Here is a 14,791-nt window from a genome sequence, read left to right on the forward strand (position 1 = left end):
TCAGGCCACGTCCTTCCGGGGGGCCGCCGCGTCCGCCTCGTCCGGCCGCCACGGCCACGCGAGCGGCGCGATGCGCGCGTAGAGCAGGAACAAGGCGTCGTGCTCCGGGTGCGCCACGCACACCCGCGTCACCTCGGCCAAGAGCGCTCCCGGCCCCAACGCCCTCCCCGACCGTCGCGCCGCGCTCCGCAGGGACTCGGGCAGGGCCGCGAGGATGCCCTCCTTCGTCAGCCGCTCGTCGTTCGCCTCCGCGCACAGCTCCAGGTGCCGCGTGAGCTCGGCCTTGAGCCGCGCGTCGTGGCCGAAGACGTACGTGCACATCTGGAACAGCTCCGAGCCCGCCTCCGTCATCAGGTCCGACTGCTCGCGCGCGAAGCCCGGCTCGCCCGCCGCCCGCCACAGGCAGTCCCAATGCGCCTCGGCCGCGTGGCGCGCGAACAGCGCCCGCGCCGTGAGGTAGCTCTGCATGGAGTCGTGGAAGAAGCGCACGTGCGTGGGCACCGGCCCCGGCCGTGCATCCGCGGGCACCAGGAGCCCCGCGTCCAGGAGCCGCCGCAGCTTCGCCTCGTCCGGGCTGTCGCGGAACACGAGCAGCCGGTGGCGATGCGCCCAGTAGCTGCCCAGGCACAGCGCCTCGGCGAACGCGAGCATCTCCGACGTCGCCGGATCGTCCGGCGCCGTCTTGAGCAGGCCCGCGAACACCGCCCGGTACAGGTTGATGACGCTGTCCACGCCCTCGCCGCCAAAGCGCAGCGCCAGCCGCGCGAGCAGGGGCACGTAGGTGCCATCCGCCGCCCGGCCCCGGCAGATGCGCCGCAGGGGCTCGGACAGCGCCGAGGGCTTCCCATCCGGCCCGGGGTAGGCCTCCTGGAAGCGCGCGAGGCCCGCCTCGTCCAGGCGCTTGGGCTCCACCGCCAGCCACCGGAGCGCGTGCGACATGGCCGCGTGGAAGGCCTCGTTGGGCCGGGCGGACAGGAGCAGCGGCGCGTGCAGGCCCACCTCCCGCTCCAGGTAGCGGCGCAGGGCCTCGGGCGACACCCGCGACTCGGTGAGCCCGTCCAGCACCAGGAAGAAGTCTCCGGACTCCAGCAGCGCGTCGCGCAGGCCCTCGGGCAGGCCCAGCTCGCGCAGCGCGTCCTTCGCGGCGGCCTCCAGGTCCTCCGCCGCCGGATCGATGAACACGGGCAGGGGCGAGGCGGGCTTGTCCACGAAGCGCGCGAGCGACAGCCGCACGAGCTGCCGCAAGAGGGCGCTCTTGCCCCGGCCGCCCGCGCACTGGATGAGCAGGTGCGCGCGCTCCTGGGTGAGCAGCAGGGCCAGGTCCTTCGCCGAGCGCTCGGAGGCCGAGGGCGGCAGGCCCGGCGCGGCGTGGTCGACGACGTGGGTGGACAGGTCCACGAACACCTCGCCGTTGGCCTGGGCCGAGGCCACCTCCACCCGGCGCAGCACCTGGCGCACGTGGCCCGCGAAGAAGCGGCGGCGGAAGGCGGGCCAGCGCAGGAGCGGCGCGGCGGCCCAGGAGAACGGGTGCGTGTAGACGAGCCGGCGGAAGATGGCCGGGGAGAGCAGGCCCAGGCCCGCGCACAGCACCACGTCCAGCACCATCACCGCCACCACCGTGGGCAGGTGCACGCGCAGGCCCCCGAGCCAGCCCCACAGCTCGCCGCCGCCCAGGCCCACCAGCGACACCGTGTAGGCCACCAGGGGCAGCCACCGGCGCGACACGCCCGTGGGCCGCAAGAGCACGAGCGGCACCACGAGCAGCAGCGTCAGCACCCCGCACACGAGCAGCGTGCGGAACCACATCCGCTCGAGCAGCGGCAGGCCGAAGGGCACGTCCTGGAAGGTGACGGCCAGCCGGGTGCCGTTCTCCACCTCGTGCGACACCACCGCCCGGTAGTACTGCTCGGCGCCCCCGGGCGGCATCGACCACTGGAAGAGCAGGCCCTCGAAGTCGCCGAAGCGCCGCACGCCCTGCCCCACCCGCTCGCCCTCGGCGGTGGACAGGTCCAGTTGCAACGAGCGCCCCGCCGCCTCGGCCTGCGCGAGCCCCGGCCAGTCGAGCACCAGGGACTCCAGGGGCGCGCCCGCCTCCAGCCGGCCCGCCACCGCCACCTGGCCATCCGCGCTCCGCGTCAGCCGCCCGCCGCCCGCGAAGCCCACCTCCACGCGCCGCACCTCGGAGGCCGGGCCGTACACGTGGCCACGCGGCGTGCCCGCGAGCCAGAAGCGCGCCGTGCCGGGAATGGGCAGCACCTCGCCCAGGCTCACGCCCTCGAGCACCGGCGTGAGCACGAGCCCCTCCAGGCCCCGCGTGAGCCGGTGCAGCCGCGTGCCCTCGTCCGAGAGCACCCAGCCCTCCCGGTCATCCCGCGCCTGGAGCCTCGGGCCACTCAGGCCCGTGTCCCGCGAGGCCAGCACGGTGATGGTCGCGCCCGACACGCCGAGCAGGGACACCGTGCCCGCGCGCGACACCGCCCACGCGCGCTCGCCCGACACGGGCACCAGCCGCGCGCCCCCGAGCGACTCCGCGCTCCACGCCACCACGTTCCCCGCGTCCCCGAGCCGCACCACCCGCCGCTCGTCGCTCAGCCACGCCTCGCCGTCCGGGGCGTACTCCAGCGCGTAGCGGCCGTGCACCTCCACGCCCGGGCCCACCTCCTGGCCCTCGGCGTCCGCGAGCAGCAGCGAGGCGGAGGTGGCGGCGCCCGCCGCGGAGGGCCGCGCGAGCCAGAAGCGCTGGCCCTCGGGCTGGGGGTAGAGCCGCTGCACCTCGGCGGCGCCCGGGGCCTTGGCGCGCACGGGGCCCGCGCCCCCCACGCGCACCAATTGCGTGCCCGAGGGGCCCGTGGCCCGGGTGAACACCCAGGCCACGCCCGGCGTGGACGTGGGCAGCACCTCCTTCACGTCCCGCGCGCGCAGGGGTTTGGGGTTGAAGGGCACGCGCGCGCGCAGGTCCACCTGGTACAGGCTCTGGTCGAGCACGAGCCAGCCCTGCTCGCCATTGCCCACGGGCAGCACCTGGCCCACGGTGGCGAGCGGCTGGCCCGAGGCGCCCAAGGGCACCTCCTTCACCCCGCCCGCCGCGTCGAACACCCACAGCGCGCGCACGTCCAGGGTGGGGACGATCCACAGCCGCTCGCGGCCCTCGGAAGGGGCGAGCATCAGGTCATGGAAGGACAGGGGCAGCCGGGTGAGCGTGCCCTGGTGGTCCACGGCGTACACGGAGCTGATGACCTTGCCCACCATGAGCGAGCGCTCCTGCACGTGCACCCAGGCGCGCTCGGGGTCCGCCGAGGGCAGCACGTCCACCACCCACACGTCCTCGTCCCAGGGGTTCTGGCCGCCCAGCCCCACGCTGGTCACCTCGCGTCCGTCCGCGTCCACGAGCGCCAGGCCCGCGCGCTGGGGCGTCCACACCCAGGCGTGCAGGCCGTGGGCGCAGGGCGCCAGGCGCGTGCCCCGGGCGAAGGGCCGCAGCCAGTGGCCCTCGAGGGTGGCCGTCGGGCCCGGTGGGGGGGCCTCGCCCCGCGCCGCCCCGGCGAGCACGAGCAGCACGGCGCTCACGAGCAGCGGGCCCAGGGCCGAGGGGGTTCTCATGGGGCGGCATCGTGCCATGGCGGGGGCGTCTTTCCACCCCAGGACACTCGGGGCCGCGCGTGCACGGCAGTCAACACCGGGGTGCCCCCGAAGGCGCGTGGGTACGGGGGGGTGGGTGGTGCGCGGCGCGAGGGGACGCCCCATGTTGTCGCTCTCGGTATGACCAGGAGACCCGTGTCTATGCGGCTTGCCGTTTCGCTGATGTGTCTGAGCCTCTTCGGAGCGCAGGGCGTCGCCCGGGCGCAGACCGCCCCGACGCCCGCCTATGCGCCGCCGCCCGCCATGGAGCAGGCGCCCGCGCCCCAGCCCCAGTACGTCCCCGCGCCCCCGAGCCAGGGGCCGGTGGAGACCCCGGGCGAGCGCGCCGAGCGCTACAGCCGCTACAGCCGCTTCTCCAGTGGCGAGGGCGGCCTGTTGCTCATCTTCACCGAGCTCATCTCGGGCACGGTGACGGGCTCCTTCTACGGGCACGCGCTGGGCAAGACGAACGGGGCGTACGTGGGCGGCGTGGTGACGGGCCTGACGCTCGGCACCGCGGCGGCGCTCTACCAGTATTACGTGCCGGTGGAGCGCAACGAGGCCGCGCTCGCCGCGACGGGCGCCGCGCTCGGCTTCCTCGCCGGCTTTGGCTACGGCACCCAGGCGAAGCTCAGCGACAAGAGCCGCGCCGTCACCACGCTGCTCACCACGCAGCTGGGCATCATCGGCGTGCTGGCGGCCACCTCGTCCGTGGGCGACGTGAGCGACGGAGACACCTCGCTCGTGGCCATGAGCGCGCTCTACGCGTTCGTGCTCACCGGGCTCACCCAGGCGACGTTCTACCTGGCCGACGACGACCGGGGCCGCATCAACCTGGCGCCCTCGCTGGTGGCGCCGCTGGTGGGCATGGGCATTGGCGGTCTGCTCGCGGTGCCCTTCGAGCTGCGGCCCAGCCGCGTCTTCAAGCTCACGGCGGTGCCGCTGGGCGTGGGCGCCATCCTCCTGGTGGTGGGCACGGCGCTGGCCGACGGGCCCGCGGTGCCGCTCACGGCCATGGGCGGCGTGGTGGCCTCGTTCGTCATCACCGCGCTGGCCACCGCGGACGACTACACGGACTATCCGCCCTCGCGCACCGGCCGGCGCCTGCGCTCGCAGCGCGGCCAGGCCTTCAAGGCCATGCCCGTGCCGGTGTTCATGCGCGCGGGTGAGCGCGGGGACTCGCTCACCGCGGGCCCCGGCATGCTGCTGCGCTTCTAGCCCTCGGTGTTGCGCAGGAAGTCGGCGACCTCGGCGAAGCGCTGGTCGAGGAAGCGCCGCACGTTGCCCTTCACGCCGCGGGCGTCCATCGCCCGCCGCATGCTGCGCACCCACGCATCGCGGTGGTCCACGTTCACCGGCAGGTGGCCGTGGCGCATGCGCAGGCGCGGGTGCCCGTGGCGCTGCATGTAGTGCTGCGGGCCGCCCAGCCAGCCCATGAGGAACAGGCCGAAGCGCTCGCGCGTGCCGGCGTTCACCCGGCCCTGGGCATCCAGTTCGTGCAGCCGGGCGAGCGTCGGCTCGTGCTCATCCATGGCGTCGTAGAAGGCATGGGCCAGCGCCTGCACGCCCGCTTCGCCGCCGAGCCGGTGGAAGGGCATGTCCTCGGCGCTGGGCGTCCAGGTGTCGTCGTCGGGGCCGGGGACGTTGAGCGGCACGGGCTTCATCTGGGGGGACTCGGTGGACATGGGGTGGGCTCAACCTCTCGGGCCGCTCGGGCATTTCACTTCGGGACGTCCGGACTCGGGGGCTCAGTCCTCGCGCCAGCGCTTGGGGCGCGAGCGCAGCGTGGTGAGGCCCAGGGACTCACACCAGGCGAGGTAGCGCGCGCGGGGCACCCCCGTCCAGGCCAGGTCCTCCAGGGACTCCTTCAAGGGCGCGTCGGTCACCACGGTGGCCAGCCGCCTGTAGAGCAGCGCGTCCTCGCGCTGGGCGCGCAGGGTGGCCGCGAGCTTGTCCGCCCCCCGGGGCCGCACCGCCCAGGCCGCCGCGTCGTCGGGAATGGCCTCCAGGTGGCCATAGGCCCCGAGGAGCGCCGTGGCCCCCTTCTCGCCGAAGCCGGGCAGCCCGGGGATGCCGTCCGCCGCGTCCCCCACGAGCGCCAGCAGGTCCGGCACGCTCGCCGGCGCCACGCCCAGGCGCGCGCGCACCCCGTCCTCGTCCAATTCCTTCTGCTGCTTGCGGTCCACCTGCACCACCTGACGGCCGCGCACGCACTGGCCCAAGTCCTTGTCCGGGGTGAGCAGCCGCACCTGCTCCACCTTCCCCGCCCAGCGCGCCGCGGCCGAGGCCAGGGCGTCGTCCGCCTCCAGTTCCTTCATGGACCACACGGTGACGCCCAGCGCGCGCACCGCCTCCTCGGCGCTGTCGAACTGGGCGTGCAGCTCCGGGGGCACGCCCTCGTCGGACTTGTAGTCGGGGAACAAATCGTTGCGGAACGAGCGGATGGGGTTGTCGAAGGCCACGGCCAGGTGGGTGACGGCCTCGTCGGCGTCGTGCAAGAGCGCGAGCAGGCTGGAGGCGAGCCCCACCGTGGCCTTCACGTCGCGCCCGTCCGGGGCGTGCGTGCCGGGCCGGGGCGAGAAGTGGGCGCGGTAGAGCTCATACGTGCCGTCGACGAGGTGCAGGCGCATGGGCAGGGGTGTAGGGGGTGGACCCTCCACCAGTCAACGCCGGGCGACACCCGGGATGCCGGACGCGCCGCCGCGCGCTAGCGTGCCGCGGGACCATGCGTCCGGAATCCCTCCAGGCCCTGCTCATCACGCCGAGGCTGCACCTCGCGCTCCTGCCTCCGGACGCCGCCGCGCGGGTGCTCACCTACCACACCGCCAACCGCGACCACCTGGGCCCGGTGTCCCCGTCGCGCCCGGACAACTTCTTCACCGTCACCTGGTGGCGCTCGCGCCTGGCCCAGGACGCCGAGGACTGGCGGCGCGGCACCGCCCTGCGCCTGTTCCTCCTGCCGCGCGAGTGCCCGCCCGTCTCCAGCCCCGTGGTGGGCAGCGTCTCCCTGTCCGACATCCGCCGGGGCGCGCTGCAGAACGCGGAGCTGGGCTTTGGCCTGGATGCGCACCACCAGGGCCTGGGCCTCATGAGCGAGGCCGTGCACGCCGTGTGCGACTACGCCTTCGGCCCCCTGGGACTGCACCGGCTCCAGGCCAACCACCTGCCGGACAACCACCGCAGCGCCTCGGTGCTGCGGCGCACGGGCTTCACCGTGGAGGGGCTCGCGCGCCAGTCCGTGCTCATCGACGGGCGCTGGCGCGATCACGTGCTCACGGCGCGCCTGGCCCCGAGCGCCCTGGAGCGCTGAGGCCCCCTCGGGACTCGCCGGTGGACTACGGCGCGCGCCGCTGGGCGAACATCCAGGTGCTCACCGCCACGTCGAGGTACACCGTGTCGAAGATGTCGTGCCCGAGCCCGGGCAATTCCGTGTAGCGCACGGAGGAGTTGCCCAGGGCCTTGAACAGCTCGATGAAGGCCCGGCTCTCGCGCACGGGGACCTCCGCGTCCACCTCGCCGTGCCACACCCACAGGGGCGTGCCCTTGAGCCGCTCCGCCACGCTCCGGTCCCCCGAGTGCTCGGACACCGCGAGCACCGCCGCGAAGCGCTCGGGCGTGCGCGCCGCGAGCCGCACCGCGCCCTGCTTCCCGATGGACTCCCCCGCCAGGTACACCCGCTTGGGGTCTCCCTTGTACTCCTCCAGGGTGCGCTCGAGCGCCAGCAGGGCGAAGTCCGCCACGTCCCCGCTCCAGTCCCGCCCGGGCGGGCACTGGGGCAGCACGAGCACCGCCGGGTAGCGCTCGGGGTGCTGGCGCACCGCCGCCGCCAGGTGCTGGCGCCGCGGCAGCGTGCCCTCGGTGCCCCGGGACGCCGCGCCGTGCAGCGCCAGGATGACGGGCCAGGTGCGATCGGCGCGGTACGTGGGCGGCAGGTACACCGAGTACACGTACGTCGTGCCCCGCACGGAGAGGCTCTTGGCCACGAACGTCCCCGGCTGACCCTCCGCGGGGCTCGCCTCCGGCGTTCCCGCCAACAACCACCCCACCAGCACCAGCGTCACCGCGCCCATGGGCCTCCTCGTCCACCCGTCCAGGGGCCGCGCTCGGGCGGGGACAGGGAAAGGACGCCACGCTAGCGCTCCCCTCACGGGGCCGGCACGGGCCTGGGCTTCAAGGGAGGGGCAAGGGTTGCGTTTCCATCAACTGCCCCCAAGTGCGACCGCGCGCGTCTCCGGAATGAGACTTCCGGGAGAGCGCGCGCGGCCAGCCGCGACCAGAAACGCCACCTTGGAGGGGAATGAACGCTGTCCGCGTTCACGCCCTATACCGGAAAACCCGGTCAACCGGAAAGTAAATTTCTCGGGGAAATCCGTTTTTGCCCGCCTGCCGGGGAAGCAGGCGGGCTGCGCGTCATTTGGAGAGGGCGCGGCCCAGGGCGAGCAGCACCACGGCGCCGAGCACGGAGCCGATGAGGCCGCTGGAGGTGAAGAAGCGCCAGGAGCCGCCCCAGATGACCGACGCGAGGAAGCCGCCCGTGAAGGAGCCGGCCACGCCCAGCGCCGTGGTGGCCAGGAAGCCCATCGACTGCCGGCCCGGCATCAGGGCGCGGGCGATGAGGCCCGCGAAGAAACCGAAAATCACCCACCCACACAGGTTGAACATCGCGTCCTCGTCTCCTCTTGGGACCGGAAACCCCCAGTGTGCATGAAGTACGCGACCGGGCGAGTTCTATTGCGCCGGGCGATGCCTCTCGAACAGTCCCTCGCCGATGCGCACCAGGCGCTCGCCCAGCCCCTCGCGGCCCACGCTCTGGGCGGTGACCCGCGCGCCCTCCAGGAGCAGGCCCAGCGCGTCCGCGAGCAGCTCCGGCTCGTTGAGGCCCGCCGCCTGGCAGAGCGCCACCAGCCGCGCGTTCTGCGCGACCTTGTACGCCTCGATGACCGGCCGGGCCGGGTGCGCGGGGTCCGCCAGCTCCACCGCGGCGTTGGCCAGGGCGCAGCCGCGCTGGTCCACGCACGTCGCGTGCTCGGCCATCTGCCGCAGCCACGCGCGCAGCTGCTCGAAGGGCGCCCCCGGGTGCTCCCGCGCGTAGCGCGCCCAGCGCGTGTCGGACTCCGCCGCCGCGCGCCGCAGGTACTCGGCCACCAGCTCGTCCTTGGACGTGAAGTGCCGGTAGAGCGTCATCTTGTTGGTGCCCGCCGCCTCCGCCACCGCCTCCACGCCCACCGCGCGGATGCCGTGGCGGTAGAACAGCTCCCCCGCCGCCACCAGGATGCGCTCACGCGGCGCCACCCGCTCGACCTTCGCCGTGTCCTCCGCCATGCGCTCACCTTGTCTTGACAGCGATGTTACCGGTCGGTATCTCTGCGACGTTACCCATCGGTAACATCGTTGGGAGCCGCCGTCATCCCCTCTGTGGGGGTGGGGCCGCGATGTTTCCCCCTTCCGCCGTCCCGGAGCAATGCCATGGCCACCCACCCGCACGGAACGTTGTTCTCGCCGTACACGCTCGGAGCGCTGGAGCTCAAGAACCGCATCGTCATGGCGCCCATGACGCGCAGCCGGGCGCTGGTGGACGGCAACGTGCCCAACCCCCTGGCCATCACCTATTACACGCAGCGCGCCTCCGCGGGCCTCCTCATCACCGAGGCCACCCAGGTGAGCCCCCAGGGCGTGGGCTACATCCGCACCCCGGGCATCCACTCGCCCGAGCAGGTGGAGGGTTGGAAGAAGGTGACGGAGGCGGTGCACGCGGTGGGCGGGCGCATCTACGCGCAGCTCTGGCACGTGGGGCGCATGTCGCACCCGGACTTCCATGACGGGGCGCTGCCGGTGGCCCCGTCGGCGGTGGGCGTGGACGTGGACGTGTTCACCTACAAGGGCAAGACGCGCACGGTGACGCCGCGGGCGCTGGAGCTCGGGGAGCTGCCCGGCATCGTGGAGCAGTTCCGCGCCGGGGCCCGGAACGCCCTGGCCGCGGGCTTCGATGGCGTGGAGCTGCACGGCAGCAACGGCTACCTCTTGGACCAGTTCCTGCGCGACAGCAGCAACCGGCGCACGGACGCGTACGGCGGCTCCATCGAGAACCGGGCGCGCCTGCCCCTGGAGGTGGCGCGCGCGGTGGCCGAGGTGTGGGGAGCCCCGCGCGTGGGCTACCGGCTCTCGCCGCAGAACTTCCCCTACGGGGGCATGTCGGACAGCACGCCCGTGGAGACGTTCACCTACATGGCGCGCGAGCTGAACGCGCTGGGACTGGGCTACCTGCACGTGACCGAGGCGGTGTCTGGCAAGAGCTTCCCGAGCGCCGAGCAGCGCATCACCCCGAAGCTGCGCGCGGCCTTCCGGGGCACGCTCATCGCCAACGGGGGCTACGACGCGGCCTCCGGCGAGGCGGCGATCGCCCGGGGCGAGGCGGACCTGGTGTCCTACGGCGTGCCGTTCATCGCCAACCCGGACCTGCCCGAGCGCTACCGCGAGCAGGCGCCGCTGGCCTCGGCGGACTTCGCCACCTTCTATGGGGGCGAGGCCCAGGGCTACACGGACTACCCGGCGCGGCGCTGAAGCCGGCGCGTCACCCCGCGCCGAGCGCCACCTCGCCGAGGCTCGCCTCCACCCCGGCGAGCAGCTCCTCCAGGGCGGCGTCGGGGATGGTGAGCGCGGGGGCGATGTACACCGTGTCCCCGAGGGGGCGCAGGTACAGCCCCCGCCGCCGGGCCGCCTCGTACACGCGCCAGCCCGCGCGCGCGAGGTAGCCGCCCGTGCCCAGGTCCACCGCCCCCACCATGCCGAGCGCCCGGGGGCGCGTCACCCCGGGAATCGTCTCCGCCATGTGCTCGAACGCGGCCTTCACCCGGGGCGCCTTGCGCGCCACCTGGCCGAGCACGTCCTCGTCCCGGTACACCGCCAGCACCTCGCGCGCCACCGCCGCGCCCAGCGGGTTGCCGCAGTACGAGTGCCCGTAATAGAGCGCCCGCTCGGGCCCGCCGCCAAAGCCCGCGAAGACGCGCTCGGTGGCGAGCGTGGCCGCGAAGGGCAACAGGCCCCCCGACAGCGCCTTGGCCAGGCACAGCAGGTCCGGCACCACCCCGGCCAGGTCGCACGCGAAGCGCGCCCCCGTGCGGCCGAGGCCCGTGAAGACCTCGTCGGCGATGAGGAAGGTGTCCACCGCGCGCGTGGCCTCGCGCACCACGCGCAGGAAGGCGGGCGCGTACAGGTGCATGCCCGCGGCGCCCTGAATCAGCGGCTCCACGATGACGGCGGCGATCTCGTCCGGGTGCGCGCGCAGGGTGGCCTCCACCTGGGCGAAGGCGCGCTCCCACCCCGCCGGCTCCGCCGGGGACGGCACGTGCACCACGTCGAAGAGCAGCGGCCCGAACACGTCGCGGAACACCTCCACCCCGCCCACGCTGGTGGCCCCAATGGTCTCTCCATGGAAGGCCCCGGAGAGCGTGATGAAGCGCGTGCGCCCGGGCCGGCCATTCTGCGCCCAGTACTGCGCCGCCATCTTGATGGCCACCTCCACCGCGGTGCTGCCGTTGTCCGAGTAGAAGACGCGCGGCAGTTGCCCGCCCGGGGACAAGGCGGCGAGCTCCTCGGCGAGCCGGGCCGCGGGCGCGTGGGTCACCCCCGCGAGCGAGGTGTGGGGAAAGCGCCCCGCCTGCTCGACGAGCGCCCGGACGAGCCGGGGGTGGCGATGCCCCAGGGTGGACACCCACCACGAGCCATTGGCGTCGAGGTAGCGCGTGCCATCCGCGTCCCAGAGGTAGGGCCCCTCGGCCTCCACCACCACGAGCGGGTCCGTCCCGGCGATGTACGCGTCCATCGCGGTGTAGGGGTGCCACACGTGCCGCTTGTCCCGCGCGACGACCTCCGAGCGCTCCATGTCCTGTCCCCGAGTCCGAGAGTCCAGACGCGGGCTAGCAGCGCCTGCCCGGGGCTGTCGATGGCCAAGACGCGGCTTCGGTCGAGGACGCGCTTCCAACCCTGCACGGACGGGATGTCCGGGAAGCCCCGACTCCATGGAACTCCGGTGCGGACGGGGAACATGTGTCGGGAAGGCGAAGCTTGGCGCGGCGAAGGGGTTGGCGTTCCAACGTCCCGTGTCAATGCATGGGCGGTCGCCCCACCCCCGGTGAATCCCATGTCGACCGCTTCCGCGATCCCCCTGACGTACGGCGCCACCCCCGCGGTGGGCCGGATCGCCTGGCGCCTGTTCCTGCTGCAGCAGCTCAACCTCCTCACCTCGCTGCCGTGCGCCATCTACATCGTGCTGCTCATCGCCCAGATTCCGCCCGAGCAGACCTCGGTGGCGATGATGCCCATCCCGGTGTTCGCGCTGACGTGTGGCACGGCGATCCCCATGGCGCTGGTGTGGTGGCTGACGCACCGCGCGTTCGCGGTGAAGCCCGGCGAGGCGCCCGGGGCGCGGCTGGTGCGCCTGCTCAAGCTGCCGCAGTGGCTCGAGGTGGGGGTGCTGTCCGTGTACATGCTGGGCAACTCGGCCTACCTCCTGTGGCTGTCGGTGCGGCTGGAGCGGCCGCTGTACATCGTGCCCTGGGGCTCGGCGGTCATCCTGGTGATGATGATGCTGGTGATGATCTGGACGCGCGTGTTCATCCAGCGCCAGCTCATGCCCTACGCCGTGGAGGAGTTCTCGCGCAGCACCCAGGCGCGGCTGCCCGACTCGCGCGGCGTGTTCTGGCCCCGGCAGCGCTGGTACCTGCCCTACTGCTTCGCCCTGTTCGTCACGTGCACGGTGCTGTCGCTCGGCTCCATCGTCGTGCGCCTGGGCATGGACCTGTACGCGCGGCTGGTGCGGCTGGTGCCCGAGGGCTCCGTGTCCGTGGTGAACGCGGCCATCGCCGACTTCCTCGGCCAGGCGGCCACGCCGCTCGTGCTGGTGAGCCTCTACATGGTGGTGACGAGCGCGTGCGCGGCGTGGCTGCTCACGCGCCAGCAGGAGCAGGGCACGCTCGCGGTGCGCGACTCCATCGAGGGCTTCGCCAACGGCGCGCCGCGCATGCCCGCCTGGGTGACCACGGACGAGACGGGGGACCTGGTGCGCGCCACCGCGCGGGCCTACCACCAGCTGCGCGACTTCTCGCTGTCGCTGGATCGCACCGCGAGCAAGCTGGGCAGCAGCGCCGCCCAGCTCAACCACGCCAACCGCGGGCAGAACGAGGCCATCACCCGCCAGGCCGCCGCGCTGCAGCAGGCGCAGGAGACGGCGCGGGAGATTCAAGAGACGTCGCGGATGACGGCGCAGAAGGCCGAGGCCATCCTCCAGCAGACGGCGCGCTTCCAAGAGCTGGGCACGAGCGGCGAGCGCACCATCCAGAGCAGCCTCGTGGGCCTGCAGACCATCCACGAGCAGGTGGACACCATGGCGGGCAGCATCCGCCAGCTGAGCGTGCGCGCCCGGGAGATCGACTCCATCGCCCGGGTGGTGAAGGACCTGACCACGCGCTCGAACATGCTCGCGCTCAACGCGGCCATCGAGTCGGTGCGCTCGGGGGAGCACGGCAAGGGCTTTGGCGTGGTGGCGCGGGAGATCCGCCTGATGGCGGACCAGTCCAGCAAGGCGGCCAGCGAGGTGCGCGACCTGCTCACCGGCCTCACCGACGCCATCCGCGCCACCGTGGAGCTCACGGAGAAGGGCGCCGAGTCGGTGAACGCGAGCGTCTCGCAGGTGCGCGCCACGGGTGACAGCCTGCGCTCGCTCACCACGCTCGTGCACGACAGCGTCAACTCGGTGCGGCAGATCAACGCCACCGTGGGCCAGCAGGACACGGGCGTGGCGCAGATCTTCGAGGCCATCAACGACCTGAGCGGCATCATGGTGGACACGCTCACCCAGCTCGGGGAGATGGACGAGGTGTCGCGCAGCGTGACCGAGGTGGCCACCGACGTGCACGGCCTCATCACCCAGCACGGCTGGGAGCGCGGCGCCCAGGGCTAGCGGCACGCCCCGGAAGGAGGCCGGGCGCCGTCGCGACCCGCCCGGCCCGGCCCACCTCCCCCCCGCTCAGTGCTCGGAGGAGTCGGCGCCCGCGTTGGCCGGCGCGCCCGAGTGCAGCAAGTCCGCGAGCCACCGCGCGCCCTCGCGGTAGCGCGGGTTGCGGCTCTGCCAGTCGAGCATGCCCAGCACCACGTCGAGCACCGTGCGCACGAACAGGCGCGTGGACGGGCCGTCGTCGAAGGCCACCAGCCGCGTGAGGCGATCGAGCAGCTCGTGGTGCAGCGAGCGCACCGTGAGCAGCGAGCGCTCGGAGCCGCACAGGGCCACGGCGCCCACCACGCCCTCGCGCGCGTCGCGCGGCGCGGAGAAGAGGTCATCGGTCATGCAGGTGACCACGTTGGCCACGTCCACGATGCGCTCGAACTCGTCGCGCCACTCCACGCCCTGCAAGGCCAGGTACATGAGGAAGACGCACTCCATGCCCCCGCGCACCCGGCGCACGCCGAAGTACTCGGCCAGCGAGTCCACCCGGGGCACCTCGCCCGTCTGGCTCTGGATGTGATCCCACACCGCGCGCTGGTAGCGCGGGTGGTGCTCCAGGGGGAAGCCCAGCGCGCGCAGCTGCCGCCGGTGGTCCATCAGCAGGGCCACGGCCTGGGACGCGAAGGCCTGTCGATCCTCCCGCGCGTCCGCCTCGGCCGGCGCGTCCGTCTCATCGCCCCACCAGGCCTGGGCCAGCAGCCGCCGCAATTCGGGCAGGTACCCGGCCGGCAGCGCCTCGCGATCCGCGTCCACCAGGTCGTCCAGCTTCCAGAAGCAGGCGAACCACGTGACGAGCGCCTCGGCCTCCTCGCGCTTGACCTCGCGGGGCGGCCGGAAGGTGTACGCCGAGTAGCTGATCGCCAGCTCCACGAGCCCCCGCCACGCCGCCGCGGGCGCCGTGTGGAAGGGCGGCTGACTCAGGGCGCGCTGGAAGTGTTCGCGGACTTCCGCGAAGGCCGGGCTCTCGGTGTTCGCGGGGCCCGAGCCCCAGTGGTCGGGGTTGAGCAGGAAGGCGGCGTGGCGCAGCAGGGCCGCCATCTCCTGGCGGGGTGTGCGCGGGGCCTCCCACGGGCTCGTGGCGGCGGTGGGCACGACCTCGTTGCGGGCCGGTGCGGCGGCGCCTGGCGAGGGGGTCCGGTGGGAGCAAGCAGACGAAGACGACGAATCGATACC

General features: G+C 73.4%; 12 protein-coding genes. 4 read left to right on the forward strand and 8 right to left on the reverse strand.

Annotation, left to right across the window (positions count from 1 at the left end; genetic code table 11):
* The gene (locus I3V78_RS00905) at positions 1–3,600 is read right to left on the reverse strand and encodes a hypothetical protein (RefSeq protein WP_204484427.1); all 3,600 of its coding nucleotides are present in this window, start codon (positions 3,598–3,600) and stop codon (positions 1–3) included.
* A 180-nt stretch (positions 3,601–3,780) separates the two neighbouring features.
* On the opposite strand from I3V78_RS00905, the gene I3V78_RS00910 reads away from it, so the two are divergent.
* Positions 3,781–4,836 carry a hypothetical protein gene (locus I3V78_RS00910; protein WP_204484428.1) on the forward strand — a complete coding sequence of 352 codons (1,056 nt, stop codon included), beginning with the start codon at positions 3,781–3,783 and terminating at the stop codon, positions 4,834–4,836.
* Here I3V78_RS00910 and I3V78_RS00915 read toward each other — a convergent pair.
* Together I3V78_RS00915 and I3V78_RS00920 are read right to left on the reverse strand one after the other, a co-directional pair.
* On the reverse strand, positions 4,833–5,303 hold the full coding sequence (locus tag I3V78_RS00915; RefSeq protein WP_420840412.1) for a group II truncated hemoglobin: 471 nt from the start codon (positions 5,301–5,303) through the stop codon (positions 4,833–4,835). The genes I3V78_RS00910 and I3V78_RS00915 overlap by 4 nt on opposite strands.
* A gap of 63 nt (positions 5,304–5,366) precedes the next feature.
* Complete coding sequence (locus I3V78_RS00920) at positions 5,367–6,248, reverse strand: 5'-3' exonuclease (RefSeq protein WP_204484429.1); 882 nt, start codon at positions 6,246–6,248, stop codon at positions 5,367–5,369.
* Between the two features lie 95 nt (positions 6,249–6,343).
* On the opposite strand from I3V78_RS00920, the gene I3V78_RS00925 reads away from it, so the two are divergent.
* Positions 6,344–6,928, forward strand: coding sequence for a GNAT family N-acetyltransferase (locus I3V78_RS00925; protein ID WP_204484430.1), 585 nt, complete (start codon positions 6,344–6,346; stop codon positions 6,926–6,928).
* A gap of 25 nt (positions 6,929–6,953) precedes the next feature.
* Here I3V78_RS00925 and I3V78_RS00930 read toward each other — a convergent pair whose 3' ends face one another.
* The 3 genes from I3V78_RS00930 to I3V78_RS00940 form a co-directional block, all read right to left on the reverse strand.
* A complete protein-coding gene (locus I3V78_RS00930; protein ID WP_204484431.1) occupies positions 6,954–7,688 on the reverse strand; it encodes a carboxylesterase family protein in 735 nt (244 codons plus the stop codon).
* Positions 7,689–8,028: 340 nt separating this feature from the next.
* On the reverse strand, positions 8,029–8,280 hold the full coding sequence (locus tag I3V78_RS00935; protein ID WP_204484432.1) for a GlsB/YeaQ/YmgE family stress response membrane protein: 252 nt from the start codon (positions 8,278–8,280) through the stop codon (positions 8,029–8,031).
* Positions 8,281–8,346: 66 nt separating this feature from the next.
* On the reverse strand, positions 8,347–8,940 hold the full coding sequence (locus I3V78_RS00940; protein ID WP_204484433.1) for a TetR/AcrR family transcriptional regulator: 594 nt from the start codon (positions 8,938–8,940) through the stop codon (positions 8,347–8,349).
* 144 nt (positions 8,941–9,084) lie between these two features.
* On the opposite strand from I3V78_RS00940, the gene I3V78_RS00945 reads away from it, so the two are divergent.
* Entirely contained in the window at positions 9,085–10,179 is a 1,095-nt protein-coding gene (locus I3V78_RS00945; protein WP_204484434.1) for an alkene reductase, read from the forward strand.
* A gap of 10 nt (positions 10,180–10,189) precedes the next feature.
* Here I3V78_RS00945 and bioA read toward each other — a convergent pair whose 3' ends face one another.
* Complete coding sequence (gene bioA, locus I3V78_RS00950) at positions 10,190–11,500, reverse strand: adenosylmethionine--8-amino-7-oxononanoate transaminase (RefSeq protein WP_204484435.1); 1,311 nt, start codon at positions 11,498–11,500, stop codon at positions 10,190–10,192.
* A gap of 258 nt (positions 11,501–11,758) precedes the next feature.
* On the opposite strand from bioA, the gene I3V78_RS00955 reads away from it, so the two are divergent.
* Entirely contained in the window at positions 11,759–13,576 is a 1,818-nt protein-coding gene (locus tag I3V78_RS00955) for a methyl-accepting chemotaxis protein (protein WP_204484436.1), read from the forward strand.
* 66 nt (positions 13,577–13,642) lie between these two features.
* On the opposite strand, the gene I3V78_RS00960 is transcribed toward I3V78_RS00955, so the two are convergent.
* Positions 13,643–14,710, reverse strand: coding sequence for a terpene synthase family protein (locus tag I3V78_RS00960; protein WP_204484437.1), 1,068 nt, complete (start codon positions 14,708–14,710; stop codon positions 13,643–13,645).
* Between the last annotated feature and the right edge of the window lie 81 nt (positions 14,711–14,791).

It is taken from the genome of Archangium primigenium (assembly GCF_016904885.1).
Lineage (GTDB): Bacteria > Myxococcota > Myxococcia > Myxococcales > Myxococcaceae > Cystobacter > Cystobacter primigenius.